A 24,089-nucleotide genomic window follows, 5' to 3' on the forward strand; every position below is an offset into this window, starting at 1 on the left:
CCCATCATCCTGACGACGACAACGACATGACTAAATTTTTGCCCCTGATCGCGATCCTGGCCCTGACCGGTTGCGCCACCTCCGAAACAACCTACCTGAACAATGGTGAACAAGGCCTGGCAATCGACTGCTCCGGCGAAGCCAATTCCTGGGCCACGTGCTACGAAAAAGCCGATGCCTCTTGCGCGGGCACCGGCTACCGGATCGTCGGTACCGACGGAACGCCCTCCCTCAAGGAAAGCGACAAAACCCTGGGAGTCGATGTCGGCAACTTCAAGAACCGCAGTGTCGTGGTGGTCTGCAAGTAGGGCACCCTGCCCTACATGTGAATTTCCGCAAATTTGATTCCGAGGCCGCGCACGGTCTCGATCAAATCGTCGAGACGGCCAAACGATTCGACCTCATCGTTATCGTCCACCAGGAAATAACTGCGCCCGGCGCTTTTTTTGAAAAACACGATCCATTCCCCGGGGTTCGCCGGATTTTGAATGACGTGGGTGGCAGAGATCAGTCCCTCTGCATGGCATTCCCGTAAATGTTCTCGCTTCATGCTCGACTCCAGAAAAGACAATGCCGTCAAAGCATGGCTTTGACGGCATCGGTATGAACAGTGGCCAGTCTATCAGCCGGAAATGCAGGCATTGGCGGCTTTCTGCACGTCTTTAGGACGCACCGGCACATTGGACATACGCTCGTGCAGCTTGATACCGCTGCCACCCGAGCGGTCTTCAATGTCAAACACGGCTGCCGGGGCCGACGAGAATTTCGCCGGCACGATCACGCGCATCCCGTCCTTGTGCGACTCCAGTTGTAGGGCGCCACGACTGTCAGCCAGTTTTTCAACCAGGCATTGCGCGTATTCATTGGGCTTTTTGCCTGAGATCACGTTCATGGTAGGCAGCGTCTCGTTAATCTGCGAGACACTCGCACAGCCACTCACTACCAATGCCAACGGCAAGACCAACACACCCCACTTCATACAAAACCTCCGATAAAGACCCTCCGACAGCACAAATGCTGATTTTCTCCGAGGCTCGCTGCGTTTATCGCTCATAGAATTCCGAATAACTGTTTTTAATTGTCAAAGCGAACCTCGACGACCGGATAATAACCTGTTCGGGCTGATAAACTGCGCCAATCGCCCATGCTATCGTTTTGATTTTGTAGAAAAAGCCCTTCTGGAGGCGCCTCATGAAATTTATTCACCAGCGCGAGCACCTCAATGAAGACGACATCGTCGTCATCCAGTGCTCCCAAACATGCAACATCCGCTTGATGAACGACGCCAACTTCCGCAGCTTCAAGAACGGCGGCCGTCACACTTATCACGGCGGTGCGTTCGATACTTTCCCGGCCCGGATTACTGCGCCGAGCACCGGTTTCTGGAACATCACCATCGACACGGTCAACCGCCGGCCGATCAGCGTGACCCGCAAACCGACACTTACGCACTCGATCAAGATCATCCGTCGTTCCAGCACGAAACTGAGCTGAGTGACGTTCCCACACGAATAAAAGCAGGTATGACCGTGGCCCAAACGACCAAGTACGTCATCAAATACAAACTCAACGGCGAACGCCGTTTCGAATTTGCCCAGCTCGAAAACGGCACCGAAGAAGAAGCCAAGGCCGCGCTGGACGCCATTCATGGTTCGAGCGAAGTCGTCATCAGCGACATCGCTGTCAGCAAAGCGCTGTAACGCAACCCGGCACCCGGAGCGACAACAAGGACGTCATGCTCCGCGCCCGTTTTGAATTCGACCGCAAGCGCCGGAGTGTTCACTCCCTTGGCGCTCCCTAAACTGGCCACCTCGACCTTTGGTTAAGGAGTCAGAACATGTCTACTTCCCCGATTCGCTACATCAGCGGCACTTGCAGCCTTGGCGTCTTGATGCTGGCGTTCAGCGCCGAGGGCTTGTGCGCGCTCCTTTTGGGCGACGACTTGATCACGCTCGAATGCGATCTGGCGCGGCGTTTCCCTGCCCCGCCAACCCCGCAGCGCGATGAGGGTTTGATGCCGGCCCTGGAGCAAACACTGCGCCACCTCGAAGACCCACGCACCGCACTCGATCTCCCACTGCACCTGACCGGCAGCGTATTTCAACGGCGGGTCTGGGCAGTCCTGCGGCAACTGCCTGTCGGCGAAACCGCCAGCTACCGCGATATCGCCCAACGCCTCGGTCAACCCAGCGCTTCTCGGGCAGTGGCGAATGCCTGTGGGGCCAACCCGGTCGCCGTTATCGTGCCTTGCCATCGGGTGCTGCGCCAGGGCGGCAACCTTGGCGGTTATCGCTGGGGACTGGAGCGCAAACGGCAGTTGCTGGATCGCGAGGCTCAACGATGAGCGAGCACACCTTCGAGGCGCTGGACTGGGCAGCCCTGGAGCAACAACTCGATCAGGATGGCTGCGCCGTCATCAAGTCGCTGTTGAGTGCGCAGGCGTGTGATGAAGTCAGCGCCCTCTACGCCCAGCCAGCGCCCTTTCGCTCTCAAGTGATGATGGCCCGTCACGGTTTTGGCCGGGGCGAGTACAAGTATTTCAAATACCCCTTGCCGGACACGGTCGCCCGCTTGCGCAGCGCGCTCTACCCTCGACTGGTGCCGATCGCCAACCGCTGGTACGAATGCATGGACTTGCCCGTCCGCTTCCCCGACACCCACGAAGCATTTCTGCAACGCTGCCATGCCGCCGGTCAGGAGCGCCCGACGCCGTTATTGCTGCAATATGGCCCGCAGGACTACAACTGTTTGCATCAGGATCTGTACGGCGAACACGTGTTCCCGCTGCAGGTGGCGATTCTTCTGTCAGAACCGGACGAAGATTTCACCGGCGGCGAGTTTGTGCTGACCGAACAACGCCCGCGGATGCAGTCACGCCCGCAGGTCATTGGCCTGAAGAAAGGCGATGGTGTGATCTTTGCCGTGAGCCAGCGCCCGGTCAAAGGAGTTCGTGGCTATTACCGAGTGACGATGCGTCACGGCGTGAGTCGCCTGCATAGCGGAAAACGGCATACCCTTGGAATCATCTTTCACGATGCGTTATGACCCCATGAGCCCGACCACCTTCGATCTGTTTGCCGATGCCGAACCCGAGCAGGAGCCCAGGCGCGAGCAGATCGGTGAACAGTCCTGCGTCTTGCGCGGCTTTGCCCTGCCCCGGCTGGAGCAGTTGCTGCCGGCACTGGAAGCGGTTCTGACGGCCGCACCGTTCCGGCAGATGGTCACACCCGGCGGCTTTACCATGTCGGTGGCCTTGAGCAGTTGCGGCACCTGGGGCTGGACCACTGACCGCAGCGGCTACCAGTACACGCGCAATGACCCACAGACCGGGCAACCCTGGCCCGAGATGCCCGACGTGTTTTTCGAACTGGCACAAGCGGCGGCAAGGGAAGCGGGCTTTGCAGATTTTGTCCCTGATTCCTGCCTGATCAACCGCTATGTCCCCGGCGCCAAGATGTCATTGCATCAGGACAAGAACGAAGGTTCCTACGCCGCACCGATCGTGTCAGTGTCCTTGGGATTGCCTGCCATGTTCCTGTTCGGCGGGTTCGAACGGAGCGATAAAAGCCAGCGCATACCGTTGCTGCATGGCGATATCGTGGTCTGGGGTGGCGTCGATCGTTTGCGTTATCACGGCGTCTTGCCGATCAAGGACGGCCATCACCCGCGTCTGGGCGAACAAAGGATCAACTTCACCTTTCGAACCGCCGGATGAAGCCCTCGAATTCAACCGCAAGACTCGGAGTGCAGCGGTGCTGCGGGCTGGTTAATCTGTAAAAAACGGGTCAACGGACATGAAGCCATGACAACTCATTCGACAAACATTGCCACCGAGGATGATCCTCGCTGGGCCGCCGTCGTTGCACGGGATCCCGGCGCCGACGGGCAGTTTGTCTATGCCGTGAAAACCACCGGAATCTATTGCCGCCCCAGCAGCCTGGCGCGCTTGCCGAAACCGCAAAATGTCGAATTTTTCGACACGGCGGAACAAGCCCGGGCAGCCGGTTATCGTCCGAGCAAACGGGCCACAAAGGATCAAAGCGACGTCGCCGCACAACACGCGGCAACCGTTGCTGCCGCCTGCCGCCACATCGAGTCCGCCGAAAATCCGCCTGCGTTAAATGAACTGGCGCAGGCAGCGGGCCTGAGCAGCTTCCATTTCCATCGCGTGTTCAAAGCCGTGACCGGGCTGACACCCAAGGGGTACGCCAGCGCCCATCGCTCACGCAAAGTGCGCGAACGCCTGGCCGACGGCGGCTCGGTCACGGAGGCCCTGTATGACGCCGGCTTCAACTCCAACAGTCGCTTCTACGAATCGGCGGACCATCTGCTGGGCATGAAGCCCGGTGATTACCGTGCGGAGGGCCAGAACAACGACATCCGTTTTGCCGTTGGCCAGTGTTCGCTGGGCGCGATCCTGGTGGCGCAAAGTGAACGCGGCGTTTGCGCAATTCTGTTGGGAGATGATCCGCATCAGTTGGTCTGTGATCTGCAAGACAAGTTTCGGCGTGCGAATCTGATTGGCGCCGATCACGAGTTCGAGCAATTGATTGCCAAGGTTGTCGGTTTTATCGAAGCCCCGGCGATTGGCCTGGACTTGCCGCTGGACGTGCGCGGTACGGCGTTTCAGGAACGGGTCTGGCAGGCGTTGCGGGAGATTCCAGCGGGCAGCACTGCCAGCTACGCCGATATCGCCCAGCGTATCGGCGCGCCCAAAGCCGTGCGCGCCGTGGCCCAGGCCTGCGGCGCGAACAGCCTGGCGGTGGCGATTCCGTGCCACCGCGTAGTGCGCAGCGACGGCAACCTCTCGGGCTATCGCTGGGGTGTCGAGCGCAAGCGTCAGTTGCTGGAACGCGAGACCGTGTAATTTAGCGATTCACATCGACAACAACCCGCCCACGCAATTGCCCGGCGAGCAACCGCGGCGCGGCGTCGATGGCTTCGCTCAAGCCGATTTCATGGCTGATCAGTGGCAGCAACGCGAAATCCAGATCCTTGGCCAGCCGACTCCAGGCTTCCACCCGCTTGGCTTTGGGTTGGGTCACGCTGTTGATCCCGGCCAACGTCACGCCGCGCAAAATGAACGGGGCGACGGAGGCCGGAAAGTCCATGCCTTGTGCCAGACCACAGGCGGCGACCGTGCCATTGGCCTTGGTGCTGGCGCAAGCGTTGGCCAGCGTGTGGCTGCCGACCGAGTCAATCACCGCCGCCCACCGTTCCTTGGCCAGCGGTTTACCCGGCTCGGACAGCGTGGCGCGATCAATGATCTCGCTGGCACCCAATTGCTTGAGGTACTCGTGTTCAGAGGTGCGGCCCGTCGACGCTACAACGTTATAGCCAAGCTTGCTCAGCAGCGCGATGGCGAAACTGCCTACGCCGCCGTTGGCGCCGGTGACCAGGACATCGCCCTGCTCAGGCGTGACACCGTTATGTTCCAGTGCCAGGATGCACAGCATCGCCGTGTAACCGGCCGTGCCGATTGCCATCGCTTGAGCCGCGGTGAATTCCTTGGGCAGTGGAATCAGCCAGTCGCCCTTGAGGCGCGCTTTTTGCGCCAGTCCGCCCCAGTGCCCTTCGCCCACACCCCAACCATTGAGCAGGACCTGATCACCGACCTTGTAGTCTGGATGATCACTGCCTTCGACCGTACCGGCCAGATCGATCCCCGGCACCATCGGGAACTTCCTGACCACCGGGCTGCTGCCGGTGATCGCCAGCCCGTCCTTGAAGTTCAGCGTGCTATACGCGACGTGCACCGTCACATCGCCCTCGGGCAGTTGATCGTCATTGATCTCTTGCAGTGTGGCCCGATAACCGCTGTCGTCTTTGTCGATCAAAATACCGTTGAACATCATCGCCTCTCAATGGAATCAATCTGGTGGTGAGGCCATTGAAATACCACAAAGAAACATCTCGCCGTACAAGACTTTAAGCTAAACCGCCAAAGCGCCGGGCGTATCCATGACGTGCGGCTACGCTTTTTTTTGTGGTCCTGGAATACCGGAAAACGTCCCGGATACAAAAGTCGACTGGCCCTGCGTCGGACATTGCTGGTAAAAAACCGGTTCTACCCGTCGGAGAATCATTGAAATGAGCCAATGGCCAGACACCCGCATTCTTGACCTGCTCGGCATCGAACTGCCGATCATCCAGGCTCCCATGGCGGGCGCTACCGGCTCGGCCATGGTCATCGCCGCGAGTAACGCCGGCGGCCTGGGTTCGATGCCCGCCGCGATGCTGAGCATCGAACAACTGCGCGAAGAGCTGAAGACGATCCGCCAACACAGCCAGCGGCCGTTCAACATCAACTATTTTTGCCACCAGACGCCAGCCGCCGATGAGCAACGGGCTCGGGACTGGAAGCATTTGCTGGAGCCGTACTATCGGGAACTGGGCGTCGATTTCGAGGCGCCCACACCGGTATCCAATCGCGCGCCTTTCGATAACGCCGCTTGCGAAGTGCTCGAAGAATTCCGCCCCGAAGTCGTCAGTTTTCACTTCGGCCTGCCGGAAAAATCGCTGCTGGATCGGGTGAAAGCCACCGGGGCAAAAATTCTCTCCTCGGCGACCACCGTCGAAGAAGCCATCTGGCTGGAACAACATGGCTGCGACGCGATCATCGCCATGGGCTACGAGGCAGGCGGACATCGCGGCATGTTCCTCAGCGATGACTTGAGCAGCCAGGTGGGCACATTCGCCCTCGTGCCTCAGGTCGTCGATGCGGTGAAAGTGCCGGTGATTGCAGCAGGCGGCATCAGTGATGCGCGGGGGGTGGCGGCAGCTTTTCTGTTGGGCGCTTCAGCGGTGCAGGTGGGGACGGCGTATTTGTTCACGCCGGAAGCCAAGGTCAGCGCGTCTCACCACAAAGCGTTGCGCACGGCCAAGGAAAGCGAGACGGCAGTGACCAATCTTTTCACCGGTCGTCCGGCACGAGGGATCCTCAATCGGGTGATGCGTGAAATCGGACCCATGAGTGATAAAGCACCGGCCTTTCCTCTGGCGGGCGGTGCGTTGATGCCGTTGCGCGCCAAGGGTGAAGCGGATTTCAGCAATCTCTGGGCCGGGCAGGCATTCACGTTGGGCGTTGAAATGAGCACGGCGGAGCTGACTCGGCGTTTGGCGGAGGAAGGCCTGACCAAGTTGCTTCACCGGTAACGCACGCTGTTGTAGCAGCAGCCTTGTGGCGAGGGGATTTATCCCCGTTCGGCTGCGTAGCAGTCGTCAATCCTGACAGCTCACTGTTTGAACGGACACAGGGGGCTGCTTCGCAGTCCAACGGGGATAAATCCCCTCGCCACGGGCAACAGGTCCCGCGCAAACTCAGTACCGACACATTCCGTTTGCAGGCATTTCGCTATATATTCCGATATACAGCGTTTTACTCCCTCGTTGCATTCGCCTATCACGGAGCCGTTTCATGACCATGCGTGCCTCACGTTTTGCCCCGACCTGTCTCGCAAGCCTTCTCGCCGTCTTCACTTTCGCGTCTGCCCAGGCGGACGAAGTCCAGGTGGCCGTCGCCGCCAACTTCACCGCGCCGATCCAGGCCATCGCAGCCGATTTCGAGAAAGACACCGGGCACAAACTGGTCACCTCCTTCGGTGCAACCGGCCAGTTCTACACCCAGATCAAGAATGGCGCGCCATTCGAAGTGTTCCTCTCGGCAGACGACACCACCCCGCAAAAACTCGAAACAGAAGGCGACACCGTCAAGGGTTCACGCTTCACCTACGCCATCGGCACGCTGGCACTGTGGTCCGCCAAGGAGGGTTACGTCGATGCCAAGGGCGATGTGCTGAAAAAGAACGACTACAAGCACCTCTCCATCGCCAACCCCAAAGCTGCGCCTTATGGCCTGGCAGCCACTCAGGTGCTGGCCAAACTGGGCCTGACCGACAAGGTCAAGGACAAGATCGTTGAAGGCCAGAACATCACCCAGGCCTATCAGTTCGTTTCGACCGGCAACGCTGAACTCGGCTTCGTGGCCTTGTCGCAGATCTACAAAGACGGCAAAGTCACCGGCGGTTCGGCCTGGATCGTTCCAGCCGATATGCACGACCCGATCAAACAAGACGCGGTGATCCTCAACAAGGGCAAGGACAACCCGGCCGCCAAGGCGCTGGTTGACTACCTCAAGGGGCCGAAAGCCGCCGCTGTTATCAAGTCCTACGGTTACCAACTCTAAATGACGCTGACGAGTGCCGATTTTTCCGCCATCTGGCTGACCCTGAAACTGGCGTCCCTGACGACAGTTATCCTGTTGATCATCGGCACTCCGATTGCGCTATGGCTGTCGCGCACCCAATCCTGGTTGCGCGGCCCGGTCGGGGCGATCGTCGCCCTGCCCCTGGTCTTGCCGCCCACGGTGATTGGCTTTTATTTGTTGTTGGCGCTGGGGCCTAACGGCTTTGTCGGCCATTTCACCCAGTCGCTGGGGCTGGGCACGCTCACCTTCAGTTTTGCGGGGCTGGTGATCGGTTCGGTGCTGTACTCGATGCCGTTCGTGGTCCAGCCGTTGCAAAACGCTTTTTCCGCCATCGGCACTCGCCCGCTGGAAGTGGCCGCCACCTTGCGCGCCAATCCCTGGGACACCTTCTTCAGCGTGATACTGCCGCTGGCTCGACCCGGCTTCATCACCGCGGCCATTCTCGGTTTCGCCCACACCGTCGGCGAGTTCGGCGTGGTGCTGATGATCGGCGGCAACATTCCCGACAAAACCCGGGTAGTCTCGGTGCAGATCTACGATCACGTGGAAGCCATGGAGTACGCCCAGGCACACTGGCTCGCCGGGGCGATGCTGGTGTTTTCCTTTGCCGTGTTGCTGGCGCTCTACTCCAGCCGCAAAACCAAAGCGGGCTGGAGCTGATCGATGATTCATACGCGCCTGAAACTGCGTTATTCGGGATTCGCCCTGGAGGTGGATCTGCAATTGCCCGGCCGCGGGGTGACGGCACTTTACGGTCATTCCGGTTCAGGCAAGACCACGTGCCTACGGTGCATCGCCGGTCTGGAACGGCCCGAACAGGGCTTTATTCAGGTCAACGATGAAGTCTGGCAGGACAGCGACAAGAGGATTTTCGTACCGCCGCATAAACGCGCACTGGGGTATGTTTTTCAGGAGGCCAGCCTGTTTCCTCACCTCTCGGTGCTGGCCAATCTGGAGTTCGGCCTGAAGCGAATCCCAAAGCAGCAACGCCGGGTCGACATGGCGCATGCCACTGAACTGTTGGGCATTGGTCATCTGCTGGACCGCCATCCGCAGCACCTTTCCGGCGGCGAACGGCAACGAATCGGCATCGCACGTGCGCTGCTCACCAGCCCCAAACTGTTGCTGATGGACGAGCCGTTGGCGGCGCTCGATAGCCAGCGCAAAAACGAAATCCTGCCTTATCTGCAACGTCTGCACGATGAACTCGACATCCCGGTGCTGTACGTCAGCCACTCACAGGATGAGGTCGCCCGACTGGCTGACCACATCGTCCTGCTCAGCAACGGCAAGGCGCTGGCCAGCGGTCCCATCGGCGAAACCCTGGCGCGTCTCGATTTGCCCCTGGCGCTGGGCGACGATGCGGGCGTGGTGATTGAAGGCCATGTCAGCGCCTATGACCCGCACTATCAGTTGCTGACGCTGCAACTGCCCAATACCGACCTGAGCATTCGGGTGGCGCACGCTCCGATGACCCAAGGCCAGGCACTGCGTTGCAAGGTCCAGGCACGGGATGTCAGCCTGAGCCTGCAAGGCGTCGAGCACAGCAGCATCCTCAATCGCTTGCCGGTGACGGTGATCAGTGAAATCGGCGCCGATAACGCCGCCCACGTGCTGATCCGCCTGAATGCTGCCGGCACGCCGCTGCTGGCACGCATCACTCGCTACTCCCGGGATCAATTGGGCGTGCACCCCGGCCAGCAACTCTGGGCGCAGATCAAAGCGGTAGCCGTCCTGGCGTAAATTCGTCGGCACCACGGCGAGCGGGCGCGGTCAATGGCTGTACAGGCCCCCTGACTTCGTCGCCAAGGATCTCTCGCCATGTCCGATACCGCGCTGCCCGATGTGCTGCCACCCGACCTGCACTATGTTGATGACACGCAGCCTGGAATCACCCGCAAACTCTTGCGTGGCAAATTCTGCTATTTCGATCCTGCGGGCCAGCGCATTACCGATCCCGACGAAATCAAGCGTCTCAACGCCCTTGCCGTGCCGCCGGCCTATACCAATGTGTGGATCTGCGCCGACCCGCGTGGCCACTTGCAAGCCACCGGACGTGACGCTCGCGGTCGCAAGCAATACCGTTATCACGCGCGCTGGCGCGAAGTGCGCGATGCCGACAAATACTCGCGGCTGCGGGACTTTGGCCTGGCATTGCCGAAACTGCGCAAACAGCTTGAAACACTGCTGGACGCTCCGGGTTTCAGCCGAGATAAAGTCATGGCCACCGTGATTACCTTGCTTGATGCGACGCTGATTCGAGTTGGCAACACGCAGTACGCGCGGGAAAATCGCTCCTATGGCCTGACCACCCTGCGCAGCCGTCACGTCGAGGTCAACGGCAGTGCAATCCTGTTCCAGTTTCGCGGCAAGAGTGGTGTCGAGCACCAGATCACAGTGAAAGACCGACGCCTGGCGCGAATCATCAAGCGCTGCCTGGAAATTCCCGGGCAAGACCTCTTCCAGTATCTGGACGAAAATGGCGAACGGCACACCGTCAGCTCTTCAGACGTCAATGCCTACCTGCAAACCCTCACCGGTGCTGACTTTACGGCCAAGGATTACCGCACCTGGGCGGGCAGCGCGCTGGCATTGTCGGTGCTGCGCGAGTTGCAGTGGGAGCCTGAGTCGGACGCGAAGCGACATGTGGTGGAGATGGTCAAGAACGTTGCCAGGCAACTCGGCAACACCCCCGCAGTGTGCCGCAAGTGCTACATCCACCCGGCAGTACTCGAAGGTTTTATGCTCGGCGCATTGGCCGAACTGCCTCGGCCGAGGCTGCGTAAAGGGCTCAGAGCGGAGGAAGTCGGCCTGGCCATGTTTCTGGAAAAGATGATCGTGGCGGCCGAACCGACGAACTGACCGTCCATTTTTTTTTGCACGATCACAAAGAACTTCTATAGTTGATGTGGACATGAATCAGCTGCGGTGACGCCATGGAAGACATTTTCGTTGTGAAGCGTTGCAACAAGATCATCATTCATGGCCGCCGGGCCGGAGAAGCCGGCCACCCGCCACCTGACGCCGAAGTCTGGTATCGCATCGCCGACACCCGCACCCAGGGCTTCATCGGTGATGGATACGAGCGTGAAGAAGACGCCGGACGTGAATGCCGGCAGCTCAATGCCAGGTCACAACTGACGGCCCGACAAGCCTGAAGTCCGGGTCTATACTGAAAACAGCTGAAGGACCAGCGACCCCATCGGCAGAAAGCTCGCACCCAGCGGGCTTTTTGCTGCTATTTGTCAGGTTTCTTGAACGGAGGTGTTTTCCATGTCCGAAAAAGAGTCCATCACCACCCTGCTCACCCTGCTCGACTCCCGTCAGGCTCGACTTGCCGCTGCATGCAAGGAGATTGCCGACTGGGTAGATCATCAAGGAGGGCACCCGACAGCCCTCAGAATTCGTGACCGCCTGAACGACATCGAGAAAGACGCGCCACTGATTCGAAACACCCTGTCTTCGTTAAAACCTGTCGACCCGCCTCTTCCGCGGTTCAGATGATTCGATCTGGACGCGCGATTCGAGAAAGGGCCTGATTCAGGGAGTATGAACGGCGACTTCATCGTCACCGTGTTCGTGCCTGTCTGATTATCTTTTGCTGCACCCCCACCCGGCCCGGCGCTGGGCTTTTTTTTGCGACCGTCTTTTCACGTAATGTTCACAACACACGCCTTACAGTGAGGCACTCCTTTGAAGTAATACCCCTGGTCTGCCCGCATGCAGACCTTTTTTTTGCCCGCCGGGCAGCCAACGAACGTCGTCGTCAGCTGGAGGTCAAACGATCACACGTCGCAAAGGAGACGTTCCATGGTCACTCACTTCAAAGTCAGCGGGCATCTGGCCTGCGGTCATAAAGGCAGCAATCTCACCTCAACCAGCGAATTGACCCGCGTAAAGTGCAGAAGCTGCCGAAACACCGACGCGTTCAAGGATGCGCGCAAAGACGAACGCAACGCAGCACGTCGTGCTGCACGCAAGGCCAAAGTCACCCACACCGCCAACGACTGGCGCGCAGCCTGGGTAGAACGGCTTACCGCCATGGCCGGGTTGCAACGCTTACCCCGTGGTTTTACCGGCCAGCCTTTCGTTTAAAACTGCGCCAAGAAAGATCTCATGCGGGAGCGAGTCTGCTCGCGATGAGGGCAGCACATTCAACATTGATGTGACTGACCTTCAGTCATCGCGAGCAAGCTCGCTCCCACAGGGGATTAGCCCTGACAGTTCTGTCGATGAATCGCAGGTGTTCTCCGGCTCCATGATTTCAGCGAGCGACATTCGCTTGAACGCTTCAAACAACCTCCGCCCCTCTTCGGGCGCACAAGAAATAGCCAGGCGCACGGTCGCTTCACCGAGCTGCCAGATCAGAAAGGCAGAATCCGTAACCCGCTGAATATCGCTGCCTGGAAACACCCGCAACATCGCATCAGCCAGTAAGCCGCCCGCCGCACGACTCTCCTCCAGCTCCAACGCCAGCAGCTGCTTGTCTGCCTGCATGCCTGACCAGATATCACGCATCGCAGGTTCGGCCTGAACGATTTCGTAATACTGGTCCAGCAGGTTCGAATAGGCATCCGCCAACCCTTGGGCATCCTGAACCGCCACCAATGCCTCTTCGATACAACGACGGCTTGCAGCGTTATAGCGCTCGGCTAGCGTGCGAATGACCGAGCTCTTGTCAGGGAAGTACTGATAAAGCGATCCGATCGAGATCTCCGAGCGTTCGGCAATTTCGCTCATTTTTACCTGGTCGCTGCCCTTGGTCGCGATCAGTTGCGTCGCCACCACCAGAATTCGCTCCTGCCGCTCGCGACTGCGTTGTTGCGTGGGATTGCGGCGGGTCGGCTCTGAAACAGATGGCTCGAGCCCGGCGGCGACTTTCTTTGGCACTGGCGTGATTCCCGTTAATAACATGACAAGCACTCACCTTAGCACCAGCCATGAATACCCCCAAGCGGTTGCATCCGTACGTCGGCTTCCTGTCTTACATGGGTTGACGGCAGAACATGAGGGATTATCATCTTTTAACGTGAGTATCACTCACATTAATCCGATGGAGATGAACGCGATGAAAACCGAACAACACACCATCCTCGTTCTCGGTGCGACCGGTAAAACCGGGCGCAGGATCACCCAGCATCTTAAAGCTGCCGGCCGGCCTGTGCGCCTGGGATCTCGCGAGGCGAATCCACCCTTCGACTGGGAAGTCCGGACGACCTGGGATGCAGTGCTTGATGGCGTTCACGCGGTTTATATTTCCTACCAGCCGGACCTAGCCGTACCGGGCGCCCTTGATACGGTCCAGGCGTTTACCGACTTGGCCGTCAACAGCGGCGTCGGCAAACTGGTTCTGCTGTCCGGGCGCGGCGAAGTCGAAGCGGAACAAGCCGAACGCGTCATACAGAACAGCGGTGTCGACTGGACGATCCTGCGGGCCAGCTGGTTCTTCCAGAATTTCAGCGAGGCGCATTTTCTGGAGCCCATTCTGGAAGGAGAACTGGCCCTGCCCGTCGGCTATATCGCGGAGCCCTTTGTCGATGTGGAGGACATTGCAGAAATAGCTGTCAAGGCGCTGACCCAACCGGGGCACTCACGCCAACTCTATGAGTTGACCGGGCCACGGGCACTGACCTTTGCCGAGGCGGTCAATGAGATCGCTCAAGGGACTGGGCGCGAGATCCGTTTCGCCGCTGTACCGTCGCAAGACTATCGTCAGGCACTGGAACAGGCACAACTTCCAGCCGAGCTGATTGACCTGGTGCTGTATCTCTTCACGACGGTGCTCGACGGACGCAACACACCACTGGCCGACGGCGTTCAGCGCGCACTGGGCCGGCCCGCGCGAGACTTCAGCGATTATGTTCGGCGTACCGCAGCGTCGGGCGTCTGGCAGCACCAGGTTTGAGGTCGACGAGATTGCCTGTCAAAAAATCACGGAGCAGAAACGACGAAGGCCCGCATGAGAAAACTCATGCAGGCCTTTGATATGTATGGTGCCCGAAGCCGGAATCGAACCGGCACGCCCTTACGAGCGGGGGATTTTAAGTCCGCATACATATCTTTATAAATCATGCATTTATGATTCATATTTTTCCGCCAGCTCCGAAAATTACAGTACCTGGAACCCAATAAAATCGAGGACTCCAAAAGAATTGCGGAATGAGCTTTCGTCGTTTCCACGAGCTATGCCGATCGACTGAATCGTCTCTTTGCCCCCCATCCATGGGGGGGGAGTCCTCGTAGGATATGAAACAGACTACCGAGGAAGCCAACTCAAGTTCATTGGAGAGCTGACCAATGCATATCCTTATTGTCCAGGCACACAACGAGTCGCAGTCGTTTAACGCAGCCATGAAGAATCTCGCGGTCCAAGAACTACTGGCACAAGGACACTCCGTTGAGGTTTCTGACCTGTATGCCATGGGATGGAATCCAATCGCCAGCGCCGCCGACTTTGGCAGCCGCGCCAATCCTGAGTACCTGATCTATGCTTTGGAGCAGCGTCACAATCACTCGCAGAACACGCTCGCACCCGATATCCAAGACGAGTTGGACAAGTTACTCAAAGCTGATCTTGTGATTTTCAACTTCCCAATTTATTGGTTCTCGATGCCAGCGATCATGAAGGGCTGGATAGACCGGGTACTTATTTCCGGTGTTTGCTACGGCGGTAAGCGCTTCTACGACCAGGGAGGTCTGGCTGGCAAAAAAGCAATGCTTGCCATCACCATCGGCGGTCAACCTCACATGTTGGTCAAGGACGGCGTGCACGGTGAACTCAACGATATGCTCAAGCCCATCCTACGTGGCACGCTGGCGTATACCGGAATGGCTGTGTTGCCGACCTTTGTGGCGTATCACGTGCCGTACATCTCCTTGGAAGCCCGCGCAAACCTATTGGAGCAGTATCGTCAGCACTTGAGATCGCTGGACACGCTACAGACCGTTACATTCGTCTCACTTAATGAGTTTGACGAAAAATTGCATCCAGTTTCCGCTACGACCATCTAACTATGCTCGAACAGCCCATCGTTGATGTCCGCTTTGGGTCGATTTTTGTTAGCCGTGACAGGTAGGAAAACGGCCAGAAGCGGCCCGTCAGCACCGGTTAAATCCATTTTACAAAGCGCCCCGTACCCTTCCAAAACCACCTCTTTTGCCGCCCTGCACCTTAAAAAAAGCGCTTACACTCAACCTATCTGAGCCACCGGCAATCCGCATGAGGAACACCAGCGTGAGCGTAGATTGGAAATACGGGCAGCCTACGCTTGGGCTCGTAATTGTTATCGAGGACGAGCCGGTTGTTCGGATGCTCTTGAAGGAATTATTGGCGGAGCTTGGATATGCCTCGGCAGGTTTCGACAACGCCATTCATGCACTGAGCTACCTTGTACATATTGAAGGTGATTGCGCCTTCATCATCGCGGATCAAGGTTTGCCTAGAGGGATGCAAGGCACCGAATTTATACGCATGGCGAACGAACGATGGCCTTCCATTCCTTCGATACTCGTCTCTGGTTACTCTGTGGACGAGCAGTTGATCCCGCTATCAGCGACTTTCCTACAAAAGCCTTACACGTTGGCTCAATTGGAAAACACCATCGCGACCGCAACTCACTATCGACCGAGGCAGTCGTAGGCGAGCGGTCGGCTCTACTCAGCATTTGGAGGCGGGTACAACATGATCAAAAAGGTAGTGCTTTTTCTACTTTTTACAATGAGCGTTTTGTGTCTTCTCATCGCCGCCGTGGGTGTGTCGCTCACATAAATACAGACCATTCCGTACTCCATCGCACTCGGCGTTGCTTGGTCCGAAAAGAGCCCTTGCCAGGTTCTTCGCCTTAGCGACAATGCCTCGTCAACGTCAACGTCAACGTCAACGTCAGCTTTGGCTCGTCGCTGGCCTCCGCGACCGGCGGCTATCGGCCAGAAGCTGTCCCTCAGCATCAGTACCGTGGACAGCCCTCCGACCTACGCAATAACCAACGGAAAAGGGATTTGTTTATTAAAAAAATACGTCCCCGCTCCCTCAATTGTTAAGTGTCACCCTTATGCTTTTTGTCATAGATGCTTACAAGGCTTTAATTGATGGTCTAGTGAAGAAGTGCGTATTTTGCAACGGTTAGCAAGTTCTGGATGATGACCCAGGCCATAAAGATAAATGCCAAATAGGTGAATCCAATAGCCATAGCTCTAGATTTTGGCGTCTGCCATTCTCCCAAATCATGAAACTTCCAAAACTGGTCTTGCAACCGCCCACCAGGTTTGTTTGTGAATTCAGCATCCCACCCTGCTTCTTTCAGTTCTTCTGAAACATCAAGGCCGTCTACATAATCAGAAAGATGCTCCTTGCCTTTCCCGTGTTCCGCGAAGCTTCTCCATGAGCTATGATCTTTTATTAATTGAGGGCACTTTGTTTGAAAAAGCAAATTCGATAACACAAAGAAAAAAGCGCTTAAGTAAAAGCAGAAAAATGAAAATGGTAATTCCATTTTAATGGGGATGATCTGGCCTGCGACAAGGAAGTTTACGTGTGAGGGGACTTCGCTGAGCGCTTTGACCAATATGGGTACGATAAACAGCCACATATACAATGACTTAACGGCATCAGTGTTGTGGATGTGGCTTATTTGACTCCACTTTCTTTTTAAAATCTTCAAGTTAACTCCGGTGTTTGGGTTTGTTTGGTGGCGCTTAACGTTTGGTTGAGGAGCGGGCTGCAGCCTGTTCCGGGGAGCGAAGCGAACAGTTCATTGAACCACTAGGCGCCGGCGAGTTTGGATTGCACATTTAATGCGAGTGTCCCATACCCAATACCCTTGCCTTAATTGTGCGTGGAAACTTTTGGTCTGTTATGCATTCCCTTTACGCCATGCATGGAAAGCCCCATTTCCCCGATCAGGAGCTGTAGAAAAATTCGCCCGCGACATTACTCGATTCGCACGGAAACTGTCTATTGCGAGCGCGTTAAGCGCTTTATTCGTTTTCACTGCTATAGTCATCCGGCTGAAATGGGGGGCAGTGAGGCAGAGGCGTTTCTGTCCGATTCTTGCGGTGCGTGGCGACGTTTCTGCCAGCATGCATAAGCAAACGCCATCAGCACTACTTGGCCTAAAGAAGTCATTCACGAACGACCGCTTCTGGCCGTTATCTGCCACTCGTGAAAGCGTAGTCCTTACAGAGACGTTGATAAATACGGCAGGTCCATTTGGAGGCGAGTGTCGATAGCGCAGCGACCTTGCATCAGTTTCACTCGCGCACTACCGCGATGGGGTGAACATTGCCCAATGAGGCTACTTTCGCCTGAAGCAGTCATTCGCTTATCCATTGCTTACCCTCTCTGTTCGTTCAATGCCCCCCGGCGTGGGGGGGCGCCAAGGGTATCGAACTCACTATTTTTGAGCTGTGCAGGTAGCGGTGTCATCAATCGCGTTGCCTCAATTAACGACTTGAACATTCAAGTGACAGCGCGGAGTGACAGCAGTTACAGCACCGACAGTGACGAGATGCAGCCACCCGAGATGCCAAGTAAATCTTGAAAATCTCGGCTTCTGCGAACTGTCGTGCATCGCTCCACCCTTCTCGCATACCCAACAACATCAAGAGAATAAAAAATGGCTAAGCATCCCGTCGTTGTCTATGGCGCCAGTGGTTACACCGGCATGCTCATTATGGATTGGCTGATCGATCAAAACATTGCGTTTACCGCTGTGGCGCGCGATGCCGGGCGTACCCGTGAAATGATGGCGCAGCGTGTGGTGCGACTGGAGTCTGCCACCTACGAAATTATTGAAGTCGACCATACGGTCGAGTCGCTGACCCAAGCGTTCCGGGGTGCCAAGGTTGTTTGCAATACAGTAGGACCGTTCGCCAAATTCGGACTCACCACGGTCGAAGCGGCGCTTAATGCCGGCTGCCACTACCTGGACACCACCGGCGAGCAGTCGTACGTGCGTAGTGTTCGCGACCAGTTTGGGGAGCGCTTCGCTCAAGCCGGCTTGCTGGTTTCGCCCTCACTGGCGTACATGAATACCTTCTCTGAGATCGCCGCTGAATTGGCGCTCGAACACCCTGGCATCGACTCGCTTGAAACCTCGGCATTGTGCCGTGGCCAACGCGGTGTTGGTGCTGGCGTAACGGTCGGCTCCACGGCTTCGATCTTCGAGATGTACCGCGCCGAGCATTGCTACCTTTGGGACAAAAAACTGGTAGCACACCCAGTCGATGCTTCGTTCTTGATCCCTTCGCCCCACTTCATGCAACCCGTGTTCGCCTTGCCATGGGGCGGCACCTCGTTGCCGATCTATTTCGAGAATGATCCGCGCGTACGATCCTGCGTTTCCTGCGTCGGTTTCTATGACAATGACGCAATGAAGATGGTGCATTCGCTGCATAAGAAGTGGGAAGCCGAATACAAGCATCTTCCGCTTGATGCCCAGGATGAGGTACTCAAAGACATCGTTCAGGCGACGACCCCAGCGATGCCACCACGCGAGCGCACGACTTTAATGCGTACGGTCGACACAGCAATCGGCCGTGGTCAGCTCTCGGCCGTGCGCGCAGAAGTTCTTGGTACCACTGCTTACATTGCCACTGGCGCCTTGCAAGCCGCGGGGGTGATCAAACTGCTCGACGGTGACACAGCCAAAGTGGGCTTCGCATCGGGATCCAAGGCATTCGGTCACCGCTACCTGCTGGGCTTCTGCGAAGAGCGCGGTTTGGCTCGCGCCGTTGTCACCAAGCTCTGATCAGCAACATAGCGGAACGTCGCGCCAGCCCGCTGGCGCGATCCGCACAAGCGAGGTTTCGATGGAATCGGCAGGTGTTGGCCTGAATCAGGCAATCCAGACACGTCACGCTCAACCAGTCGACTCAAGAATACCCAGCATGTAGGCGCGATCCACCACATGCCTGCGGGTACCCGCATGAAATTTCCCGTACAGGTTTTTCAGATGCCACTTCACGGTTTCATCACCGACATTCAGGGCCAGGGCTATCTGCTTGTTCGTCAGGTTGCGTGCCAGCAACTGCAGCACCTCGCGCTCTTTTGGTGTCAGCAGTCGGCTGGGAGAAACGCCTGCGCCAACAGGCTCCGGCCGGCGAACCGGAACGGACGGGTTGGTTTCCTGCGCAGATATCGGAGCATCGTTTTGGCGGACCTTCTGCGCCCACGTGACGAGGTCTGGGTGGGTGTCCTGCAGGATACGCTGCAGACCGTAGCTATCGGCCAGGCTGATCGCTTCCAACAAACAAGGCAGTCCATCTCCTCCTGAATCTTTGAGCGCCAAGGCCTTGAGCAACTTGATCTGAACGATTTCACGACCGTGCTGCAGACGCTCGGCAAGCTCGTTTGCCACGGCGAGCACGCTCAGCATCGCCTGCCAATCGCGCTGAACGAGATACACATAGGCATTACTCACCACGGCTAACAAGGCCAATTCCTGCCCCAGCAGACCGCGCTGCTGACGAGCAACATTTGGCATCAGCGCATCCAGCCGTCTCCAGAGAGACTGGCAAGAATCGCCTCGGCCATGCAACGCATGCAGGCGAATTTGCTCACCCAGCGAAACCATGCAAAAACGCGCGATGCCCCGCTCTTCGCCGAGCGCGAACAATGCCGTCAACAAGTCATGGCTGCGATGTGGTTGCCCCTGCAATGCGGCCAGATGTGCTGCCGTGAGAAAACCCATTGCAATGGCATCCGGCGACGCCAACCGCTCGACGACATCCAATCGATTGGCGAGGACCGTTGTGGCCTCAAGGATCTCACCTCGTTCCAGAAGCACCGTGGCCAGTCCACAGGCCAGCATCACCGCCACCGAACTGCGGCGGCCGATATCCTGTTCGGCGCGCAACAAGCTCTTGCGAAAAGCCGCCTCGGCCGGCGGCATACGTCCTTCGTACAAGTAGGTCATGCCCACGACCCACTCACCGTAGCCGCGGATGCCATCTAGCCCGGGCGTCCACTCATAATGCGGCGCGCGCTGGAAGATGCGTCGAGCTTTTTCCGGTTGGCCCTGGAACAACGTTATGCGGGCGACCAAGTTGGCAACAATGGCTTGCAGCTTGATCGAGCCGGACGACAATTTGTCCATCCACGGAGCCAGCAGTGCCATTGATTCGTCCGGCTGGTCGGCAAAGTAGGCGGCAGCGGCCGCTATCGCCGCCGCCTCGCAGCGCGTTTCGTCATCCGCGGCCGGATCCTGTTCGATGCAGGCGATCAACCTGGCTGCCTCCACATGTCGTTCGCTCATCGCCAGTGCCCAGGCTGCCGCCAAACACAGGTGCGGGCGGGACTCCACTTCCTCTGCAGGCAGCTCTTCGATCCACTCCAGCACCCGGCTGAACTGACCGCGCAACATGACCTCGTAGAGGCATTGTTCGATCATCAAATAGCCTTGGGTGGCCTGTCCGGCTTGCAAGTATTGCCGCGCCGCTTCCTCGAAAAAAGAATTCGCCTCCAGCCAGTTCGCTGCCCGCTCATGGAGGTCCTTTCGTTGCGCCTGCGGGAAGCCGTGAAAACGGCTCTGCAAAAACTCTCTGGCCAAGGGATGGAAGCGAACCCAATCGCTGTCGACCCCTTCGGCGAAAATAGGCGTCGAGGCGCATAACTCATGCAGCAATTCCCCTGCCCGCTCACTGCCGGTAAGTGCCTTGCAGAGTGAAGGATGAACGACTTCCAGCAGGGAAAGTGAAGTAATGAAATCGACTTGTTCGGCAGACAGGCGGGTGATCAGCCTGTCGACGAAATAACCCTGGATATCACCGGAACAGGCAGAGAGGTCCTCTACGGCGGTTTGCAGATGGACACTTTTCTCGATCGCCGAAATCGCCAGTTGCAACCCCAGCGGCCAACCTTCAGTGATTTCATGCAGGCGCAGGCACAGATCAGCGTCGATGCGTGCTCCGAAACGGTTGCTGAGCAACGCGACGGTTTCTTCAACACGGAATCGCAAGGCATCCACCGCGACCCGGACGTAGAGCCCTCTGGCCACCAGGTCAGCGGTGTTGAGGTTCAAGCGACGACGCGAAGACATGATGATGCGCAGGTTGGCCGGGGCATTGTGTATCAGGTAAGTAAGACAATGGCGGGCGGTGGACTCCGGCAATGTGTCCGCCTCATCAAGGATCATTACCGCCTCGCCGCCGAGGTCGGCCACTTCCGCCAGCCAGTGGGTCAGCCCTTCCAGTTCGTCGCGGCCATGGCCGGATGTTCCATCGCTGGTACTTGTAAAGGACTGCCGGCCGCTGCCCAACGCCATGGCCGCCGATAGCCCAAGGGCGAGACGGCTGCCATCGTCACGCGCATCCAGGGTCAGCCAGGCAACCACGGCCCCGCGCGACAAAAACTCCCGTCGCCACTGCGCCAACAGCATCGTCTTGCCGAAGCCGGCCGGCCCCTGCACGCTGATCGCCATCTTGTCCGCCAGTTCGGGGGCATCAATGCTCAGTCGATCGCGCAACTGCGCGCCCCTCTGGCTGCGCGGAGGGGTTGTCTTGAGCACCAGTTCAGGCTCTATGCGATCCACGTTGGCGATGCCTCTCTACAATCCGTGCACGGTGTGAAAGAGACCGGGCATCGATGGTTGATGCCATCCATGCCCTACTCAGCTAGTTGTTCCAAGGGTGTAGGTCTTGCGTATAGACGATAGCCCCGGAACGGCTTACGCGGCTTCCTTTATTGAGCGCGATTACACCCCAAACTCAATCCGGCAGCGCAAAGCCTGCGGTCAGCCCGCCGTCCACGGTGTGGCACGACCCATTGATATAAGCGGCCTTGTCCGAGGCTAGCCATGTCACCAGGTTGGCGACATCCTCCGGAGTGCCTGCACGGCCACCTTGGGGAATCATAGCCTCTAACATGGCCTGCTCGTTCTTGCTGAGGTTGTCTTCGGTCATGGCGGTGCGGATGTAACCGGGGGCAATGGCGACGCTGCGAATGTTCTGCCGTCCATGCTCCAGCGCGCAAGCCTTGGTCAGTCCGACGACGCCATGCTTGGCAGCCGTGTAGTGTGGCAGAGTCGCCATGCCCACCAGGCCATCCACCGACGCCGTGTTGATGATGACCCCGCCGCCGTTGGCCAGCATGGCCCGAATCGCCGCCCGGGCGCAGAAGAATACGCCGTTCAGATTGATATCGATGACACGACGCCAGTCGGCCACGGAGACTTCGGCTGTCCGCCCGCGAACCCCGCAGATACCGGCGTTGCTGAACAGTACGTCTACACGCCCGAATTTGCTGACCGCTCTGTCGACCATGGCCTGGCAGGCCGCTTCATCGGCGACGTTGGTGGTAACAGCGATCGCGTTGTCGCCAATCACTTCAAGGGTCTCGCGCAACCCTTGTTCATCGACGTCCGCCAGCACCAGATGCGCACCCAGGCGGGCAAACTGAATGGCTGAAGCACGACCAATGCCGTTGGCGGCGCCCGTAACGATGACAACCTTTCCGGTAAATTCCACGGTCAATCTCCTCACTCATGCCAGATGGTTTTTATTGTTCACCGCCAAACTATCCCTCCGCCTGCCTCTGGGCTTGTCCTTGCAAGCACAAGTCTTGTCCCAAGCACGACGGCGCCGCGCAAGGTCGATTTGTCCCGGCGCACTCGACTTGTTATCAGCTCGCTCCCCGTGCAATTACAAACGTCGAGCATTGTGGATACTGGCCATCACGTAGATGGAGGAGTCGCTATGAGTACCGATATTGTTATCGCCGGAGTAGGCATGGTGCCCTTCCGCAAACCGGGTCAGTCGCAAAACTACGATGTCATGGGCGAACATGCCACGCGGGCGGCGCTCAAGGATGCCGGCATCGACTATGCGCTGATCGAACAAGCATTCTGTGGCTACGTCTACGGGGATAGCTGCGCGGGACAGACGGCGCTCTATCGGGTGGCTATCAGCGGCATTCCGATTTTCAACGTCAACAATAATTGCGCCAGTGGCTCTTCGGCGTTTGCCCTGGCGGTCCAGGCCGTTCGTGGGCAACAAGTCGAATGCGCACTGGCGCTTGGATTCGAACAGATGCCCGCGGGCGCCATTGATATGGTCTTTCCCGAAAAGGTGAGCCCACTGGCGCGGCACTCGGATGTCATCGCCAACCTCATGAACCTCAGTGACGAGGAGCGCGATACACCGCCGGCGGTCTGCATGTTCGGTGCCCAGGTCGATGCCATGCTGGAGATGGGCGTGACCGAAGAGACCTTGGCCGAGGTGTGCGTCAGATCCCGCGAGCACGCTGCCCATAATGACAACGCCATTTTTCGCACACCCTTGACGGTCGAAGAGATCCTAGCGACGAAGCCGATCTTTCGCGGGTTGCGCAAAAACTTCGCCTGCCCACCGAGCTGTGGCGCCGCTGCGGTGATTGTCTGCACCCCGGAATTTGCCCGCGCTCATGGCATACGCTCTGACGTGCGCCTGGTCGGTCAGGGCTGGTGCAGTGACCAGCGCAGCTTCTTTGAAGGCAGCATCATGGATGTCATGTTTCAGGCACTAAGCCGAACTGCGGCCAACAAGGCTTATGAAGACGCCGGCATCGGTCCGACGGATGTCGACGTCATCGAGTTGCACGACTGTTTTGCGAGCAATGAATTGGCTACTTACGTCGCACTGGGCTTGTGCAAGCAGGAAGAGTTGAATGACTTTGTTGCGTCCAGACGCGGTACCTATGGCGGCCAATGGGTGATCAACCCATCGGGCGGCCTGCTGGCAAAGGGTCACCCGTTGGGTGCGACGGGGCTGGCCCAACTGACAGAACTGACCTGGCAGCTACGTGGCGAGGCAGGTGCACGACAGGTCCCGGGGGCAAGGGTCGCGTTGCAGCACAACGGTGGCCTGGGCAGTGCCGGATTCGTGCACATTCTCAAGAAGTATTGAAACC

At 57.9% G+C, this 24,089-nt stretch carries 27 protein-coding genes and 1 pseudogene; 21 read left to right on the forward strand and 7 right to left on the reverse strand.

Annotated features, from left to right (window positions below):
• The first annotated feature begins 26 nt into the window (after window positions 1-26).
• Window positions 27-308 (forward strand): hypothetical protein, encoded by a 282-nt coding sequence (locus ACIQV9_RS03065; RefSeq protein WP_403098011.1) that lies wholly within the window; start codon window positions 27-29, stop codon window positions 306-308.
• 11 nt (window positions 309-319) lie between these two features.
• Here ACIQV9_RS03065 and ACIQV9_RS03070 read toward each other — a convergent pair whose 3' ends face one another.
• Both ACIQV9_RS03070 and ACIQV9_RS03075 read right to left on the reverse strand, forming a co-directional pair.
• Window positions 320-550, reverse strand: a complete 231-nt coding sequence (locus ACIQV9_RS03070; RefSeq protein WP_403098013.1) for a hypothetical protein — start codon at window positions 548-550, stop codon at window positions 320-322.
• A 72-nt stretch (window positions 551-622) separates the two neighbouring features.
• Complete coding sequence (locus ACIQV9_RS03075; RefSeq protein WP_403098015.1) at window positions 623-979, reverse strand: hypothetical protein; 357 nt, start codon at window positions 977-979, stop codon at window positions 623-625.
• 212 nt (window positions 980-1,191) lie between these two features.
• On the opposite strand from ACIQV9_RS03075, the gene ACIQV9_RS03080 reads away from it, so the two are divergent.
• The 6 genes and pseudogenes from ACIQV9_RS03080 (at window position 1,192) to ada (ending at window position 4,867) form a co-directional block, all read left to right on the forward strand.
• Entirely contained in the window at window positions 1,192-1,494 is a 303-nt protein-coding gene (locus tag ACIQV9_RS03080) for a DUF1883 domain-containing protein (protein ID WP_007946189.1), read from the forward strand.
• A gap of 29 nt (window positions 1,495-1,523) precedes the next feature.
• Entirely contained in the window at window positions 1,524-1,700 is a 177-nt protein-coding gene (locus ACIQV9_RS03085; protein WP_403098017.1) for a hypothetical protein, read from the forward strand.
• Window positions 1,701-2,053: 353 nt separating this feature from the next.
• A pseudogene (locus ACIQV9_RS03090) lies at window positions 2,054-2,344 on the forward strand (methylated-DNA--[protein]-cysteine S-methyltransferase); the annotation flags it as partial.
• Entirely contained in the window at window positions 2,341-3,045 is a 705-nt protein-coding gene (locus tag ACIQV9_RS03095) for a 2OG-Fe(II) oxygenase (protein WP_403098019.1), read from the forward strand. The pseudogene ACIQV9_RS03090 and the gene ACIQV9_RS03095, both read left to right, overlap by 4 nt.
• Window positions 3,035-3,715 (forward strand): DNA oxidative demethylase AlkB, encoded by a 681-nt coding sequence (gene alkB / locus ACIQV9_RS03100; RefSeq protein WP_403098021.1) that lies wholly within the window; start codon window positions 3,035-3,037, stop codon window positions 3,713-3,715. The genes ACIQV9_RS03095 and alkB overlap by 11 nt, the downstream gene beginning before the upstream one ends.
• An 87-nt stretch (window positions 3,716-3,802) precedes the next feature.
• Complete coding sequence (ada, locus tag ACIQV9_RS03105; protein ID WP_403098023.1) at window positions 3,803-4,867, forward strand: bifunctional DNA-binding transcriptional regulator/O6-methylguanine-DNA methyltransferase Ada; 1,065 nt, start codon at window positions 3,803-3,805, stop codon at window positions 4,865-4,867.
• 1 nt (window position 4,868) lies between these two features.
• Here ada and ACIQV9_RS03110 read toward each other — a convergent pair whose 3' ends face one another.
• A complete protein-coding gene (locus tag ACIQV9_RS03110; RefSeq protein WP_403098025.1) occupies window positions 4,869-5,852 on the reverse strand; it encodes an MDR family oxidoreductase in 984 nt (327 codons plus the stop codon).
• A gap of 238 nt (window positions 5,853-6,090) precedes the next feature.
• Here ACIQV9_RS03110 and ACIQV9_RS03115 point away from each other — a divergent pair, with 238 nt between their 5' ends.
• The 8 genes from ACIQV9_RS03115 to ACIQV9_RS03150 all read left to right on the forward strand — a co-directional run bounded on the left by ACIQV9_RS03115 (window position 6,091) and on the right by ACIQV9_RS03150 (window position 12,301).
• Window positions 6,091-7,155, forward strand: coding sequence for an NAD(P)H-dependent flavin oxidoreductase (locus ACIQV9_RS03115; protein WP_403098027.1), 1,065 nt, complete (start codon window positions 6,091-6,093; stop codon window positions 7,153-7,155).
• 262 nt (window positions 7,156-7,417) lie between these two features.
• Window positions 7,418-8,185: a molybdate ABC transporter substrate-binding protein gene (gene modA / locus ACIQV9_RS03120; RefSeq protein ID WP_403098029.1), complete on the forward strand. Its 768-nt coding sequence runs from the start codon at window positions 7,418-7,420 to the stop codon at window positions 8,183-8,185.
• Window positions 8,186-8,866, forward strand: a complete 681-nt coding sequence (modB, locus tag ACIQV9_RS03125) for a molybdate ABC transporter permease subunit (protein ID WP_403098031.1) — start codon at window positions 8,186-8,188, stop codon at window positions 8,864-8,866. It begins immediately after the preceding gene.
• A 3-nt stretch (window positions 8,867-8,869) separates the two neighbouring features.
• Window positions 8,870-9,949 (forward strand): molybdenum ABC transporter ATP-binding protein, encoded by a 1,080-nt coding sequence (modC, locus tag ACIQV9_RS03130; protein WP_403098033.1) that lies wholly within the window; start codon window positions 8,870-8,872, stop codon window positions 9,947-9,949.
• A 78-nt stretch (window positions 9,950-10,027) separates the two neighbouring features.
• The gene (locus ACIQV9_RS03135; RefSeq protein ID WP_403098035.1) at window positions 10,028-11,068 is read left to right on the forward strand and encodes a DNA topoisomerase IB; all 1,041 of its coding nucleotides are present in this window, start codon (window positions 10,028-10,030) and stop codon (window positions 11,066-11,068) included.
• A gap of 74 nt (window positions 11,069-11,142) precedes the next feature.
• Entirely contained in the window at window positions 11,143-11,364 is a 222-nt protein-coding gene (locus ACIQV9_RS03140) for a hypothetical protein (RefSeq protein ID WP_403098037.1), read from the forward strand.
• Between the two features lie 115 nt (window positions 11,365-11,479).
• Window positions 11,480-11,710, forward strand: coding sequence for a hypothetical protein (locus tag ACIQV9_RS03145; protein ID WP_010460746.1), 231 nt, complete (start codon window positions 11,480-11,482; stop codon window positions 11,708-11,710).
• A gap of 306 nt (window positions 11,711-12,016) precedes the next feature.
• Window positions 12,017-12,301 carry a hypothetical protein gene (locus ACIQV9_RS03150; RefSeq protein ID WP_403098040.1) on the forward strand — a complete coding sequence of 95 codons (285 nt, stop codon included), beginning with the start codon at window positions 12,017-12,019 and terminating at the stop codon, window positions 12,299-12,301.
• 81 nt (window positions 12,302-12,382) lie between these two features.
• On the opposite strand, the gene ACIQV9_RS03155 is transcribed toward ACIQV9_RS03150, so the two are convergent.
• On the reverse strand, window positions 12,383-13,120 hold the full coding sequence (locus tag ACIQV9_RS03155) for a TetR/AcrR family transcriptional regulator (protein WP_403098042.1): 738 nt from the start codon (window positions 13,118-13,120) through the stop codon (window positions 12,383-12,385).
• Window positions 13,121-13,274: 154 nt separating this feature from the next.
• On the opposite strand from ACIQV9_RS03155, the gene ACIQV9_RS03160 reads away from it, so the two are divergent.
• The 3 genes from ACIQV9_RS03160 (at window position 13,275) to ACIQV9_RS03170 (ending at window position 15,845) form a co-directional block, all read left to right on the forward strand.
• Complete coding sequence (locus ACIQV9_RS03160; protein ID WP_403098044.1) at window positions 13,275-14,111, forward strand: NmrA family transcriptional regulator; 837 nt, start codon at window positions 13,275-13,277, stop codon at window positions 14,109-14,111.
• 392 nt (window positions 14,112-14,503) lie between these two features.
• Window positions 14,504-15,217 (forward strand): NAD(P)H-dependent oxidoreductase, encoded by a 714-nt coding sequence (locus tag ACIQV9_RS03165; protein WP_403098046.1) that lies wholly within the window; start codon window positions 14,504-14,506, stop codon window positions 15,215-15,217.
• A gap of 223 nt (window positions 15,218-15,440) precedes the next feature.
• Window positions 15,441-15,845 (forward strand): response regulator, encoded by a 405-nt coding sequence (locus ACIQV9_RS03170; RefSeq protein ID WP_403098048.1) that lies wholly within the window; start codon window positions 15,441-15,443, stop codon window positions 15,843-15,845.
• A 454-nt stretch (window positions 15,846-16,299) separates the two neighbouring features.
• Here ACIQV9_RS03170 and ACIQV9_RS03175 read toward each other — a convergent pair whose 3' ends face one another.
• Window positions 16,300-16,866, reverse strand: a complete 567-nt coding sequence (locus tag ACIQV9_RS03175; protein ID WP_403098050.1) for a hypothetical protein — start codon at window positions 16,864-16,866, stop codon at window positions 16,300-16,302.
• A gap of 216 nt (window positions 16,867-17,082) precedes the next feature.
• Between ACIQV9_RS03175 and ACIQV9_RS03180 the strand changes: the two genes are divergently transcribed.
• The gene (locus tag ACIQV9_RS03180; RefSeq protein WP_403098053.1) at window positions 17,083-17,292 is read left to right on the forward strand and encodes a phage integrase N-terminal SAM-like domain-containing protein; all 210 of its coding nucleotides are present in this window, start codon (window positions 17,083-17,085) and stop codon (window positions 17,290-17,292) included.
• Between the two features lie 528 nt (window positions 17,293-17,820).
• The gene (locus ACIQV9_RS03185) at window positions 17,821-18,954 is read left to right on the forward strand and encodes a saccharopine dehydrogenase family protein (protein ID WP_403098055.1); all 1,134 of its coding nucleotides are present in this window, start codon (window positions 17,821-17,823) and stop codon (window positions 18,952-18,954) included.
• 111 nt (window positions 18,955-19,065) lie between these two features.
• Here ACIQV9_RS03185 and ACIQV9_RS03190 read toward each other — a convergent pair whose 3' ends face one another.
• Both ACIQV9_RS03190 and ACIQV9_RS03195 read right to left on the reverse strand, forming a co-directional pair.
• On the reverse strand, window positions 19,066-21,711 hold the full coding sequence (locus ACIQV9_RS03190; RefSeq protein ID WP_403098057.1) for a LuxR C-terminal-related transcriptional regulator: 2,646 nt from the start codon (window positions 21,709-21,711) through the stop codon (window positions 19,066-19,068).
• Between the two features lie 199 nt (window positions 21,712-21,910).
• Window positions 21,911-22,669 (reverse strand): SDR family NAD(P)-dependent oxidoreductase, encoded by a 759-nt coding sequence (locus ACIQV9_RS03195; RefSeq protein ID WP_403098059.1) that lies wholly within the window; start codon window positions 22,667-22,669, stop codon window positions 21,911-21,913.
• Window positions 22,670-22,897: 228 nt separating this feature from the next.
• Between ACIQV9_RS03195 and ACIQV9_RS03200 the strand changes: the two genes are divergently transcribed.
• Window positions 22,898-24,085 carry a thiolase C-terminal domain-containing protein gene (locus tag ACIQV9_RS03200; RefSeq protein WP_403098061.1) on the forward strand — a complete coding sequence of 396 codons (1,188 nt, stop codon included), beginning with the start codon at window positions 22,898-22,900 and terminating at the stop codon, window positions 24,083-24,085.
• Window positions 24,086-24,089: the final 4 nt, after the last annotated feature.

The sequence above is a fragment of the Pseudomonas sp. NPDC099000 genome, from assembly GCF_044759925.1.
GTDB lineage: Bacteria > Pseudomonadota > Gammaproteobacteria > Pseudomonadales > Pseudomonadaceae > Aquipseudomonas.

Coding starts and splice junctions, on each gene's coding strand:
- ACIQV9_RS03065 (WP_403098011.1), top strand. CDS start 27: ATGACTAAATTTTTGCCCCTGATCGCGATCCTGGCCCTGACCGGTTGC.
- ACIQV9_RS03070 (WP_403098013.1), bottom strand. CDS start 550: ATGAAGCGAGAACATTTACGGGAATGCCATGCAGAGGGACTGATCTCT.
- ACIQV9_RS03075 (WP_403098015.1), bottom strand. CDS start 979: ATGAAGTGGGGTGTGTTGGTCTTGCCGTTGGCATTGGTAGTGAGTGGC.
- ACIQV9_RS03080 (WP_007946189.1), top strand. CDS start 1,192: ATGAAATTTATTCACCAGCGCGAGCACCTCAATGAAGACGACATCGTC.
- ACIQV9_RS03085 (WP_403098017.1), top strand. CDS start 1,524: ATGACCGTGGCCCAAACGACCAAGTACGTCATCAAATACAAACTCAAC.
- ACIQV9_RS03095 (WP_403098019.1), top strand. CDS start 2,341: ATGAGCGAGCACACCTTCGAGGCGCTGGACTGGGCAGCCCTGGAGCAA.
- alkB (WP_403098021.1), top strand. CDS start 3,035: ATGCGTTATGACCCCATGAGCCCGACCACCTTCGATCTGTTTGCCGAT.
- ada (WP_403098023.1), top strand. CDS start 3,803: ATGACAACTCATTCGACAAACATTGCCACCGAGGATGATCCTCGCTGG.
- ACIQV9_RS03110 (WP_403098025.1), bottom strand. CDS start 5,852: ATGTTCAACGGTATTTTGATCGACAAAGACGACAGCGGTTATCGGGCC.
- ACIQV9_RS03115 (WP_403098027.1), top strand. CDS start 6,091: ATGAGCCAATGGCCAGACACCCGCATTCTTGACCTGCTCGGCATCGAA.
- modA (WP_403098029.1), top strand. CDS start 7,418: ATGACCATGCGTGCCTCACGTTTTGCCCCGACCTGTCTCGCAAGCCTT.
- modB (WP_403098031.1), top strand. CDS start 8,186: ATGACGCTGACGAGTGCCGATTTTTCCGCCATCTGGCTGACCCTGAAA.
- modC (WP_403098033.1), top strand. CDS start 8,870: ATGATTCATACGCGCCTGAAACTGCGTTATTCGGGATTCGCCCTGGAG.
- ACIQV9_RS03135 (WP_403098035.1), top strand. CDS start 10,028: ATGTCCGATACCGCGCTGCCCGATGTGCTGCCACCCGACCTGCACTAT.
- ACIQV9_RS03140 (WP_403098037.1), top strand. CDS start 11,143: ATGGAAGACATTTTCGTTGTGAAGCGTTGCAACAAGATCATCATTCAT.
- ACIQV9_RS03145 (WP_010460746.1), top strand. CDS start 11,480: ATGTCCGAAAAAGAGTCCATCACCACCCTGCTCACCCTGCTCGACTCC.
- ACIQV9_RS03150 (WP_403098040.1), top strand. CDS start 12,017: ATGGTCACTCACTTCAAAGTCAGCGGGCATCTGGCCTGCGGTCATAAA.
- ACIQV9_RS03155 (WP_403098042.1), bottom strand. CDS start 13,120: ATGTTATTAACGGGAATCACGCCAGTGCCAAAGAAAGTCGCCGCCGGG.
- ACIQV9_RS03160 (WP_403098044.1), top strand. CDS start 13,275: ATGAAAACCGAACAACACACCATCCTCGTTCTCGGTGCGACCGGTAAA.
- ACIQV9_RS03165 (WP_403098046.1), top strand. CDS start 14,504: ATGCATATCCTTATTGTCCAGGCACACAACGAGTCGCAGTCGTTTAAC.
- ACIQV9_RS03180 (WP_403098053.1), top strand. CDS start 17,083: ATGGAAAGCCCCATTTCCCCGATCAGGAGCTGTAGAAAAATTCGCCCG.
- ACIQV9_RS03185 (WP_403098055.1), top strand. CDS start 17,821: ATGGCTAAGCATCCCGTCGTTGTCTATGGCGCCAGTGGTTACACCGGC.
- ACIQV9_RS03200 (WP_403098061.1), top strand. CDS start 22,898: ATGAGTACCGATATTGTTATCGCCGGAGTAGGCATGGTGCCCTTCCGC.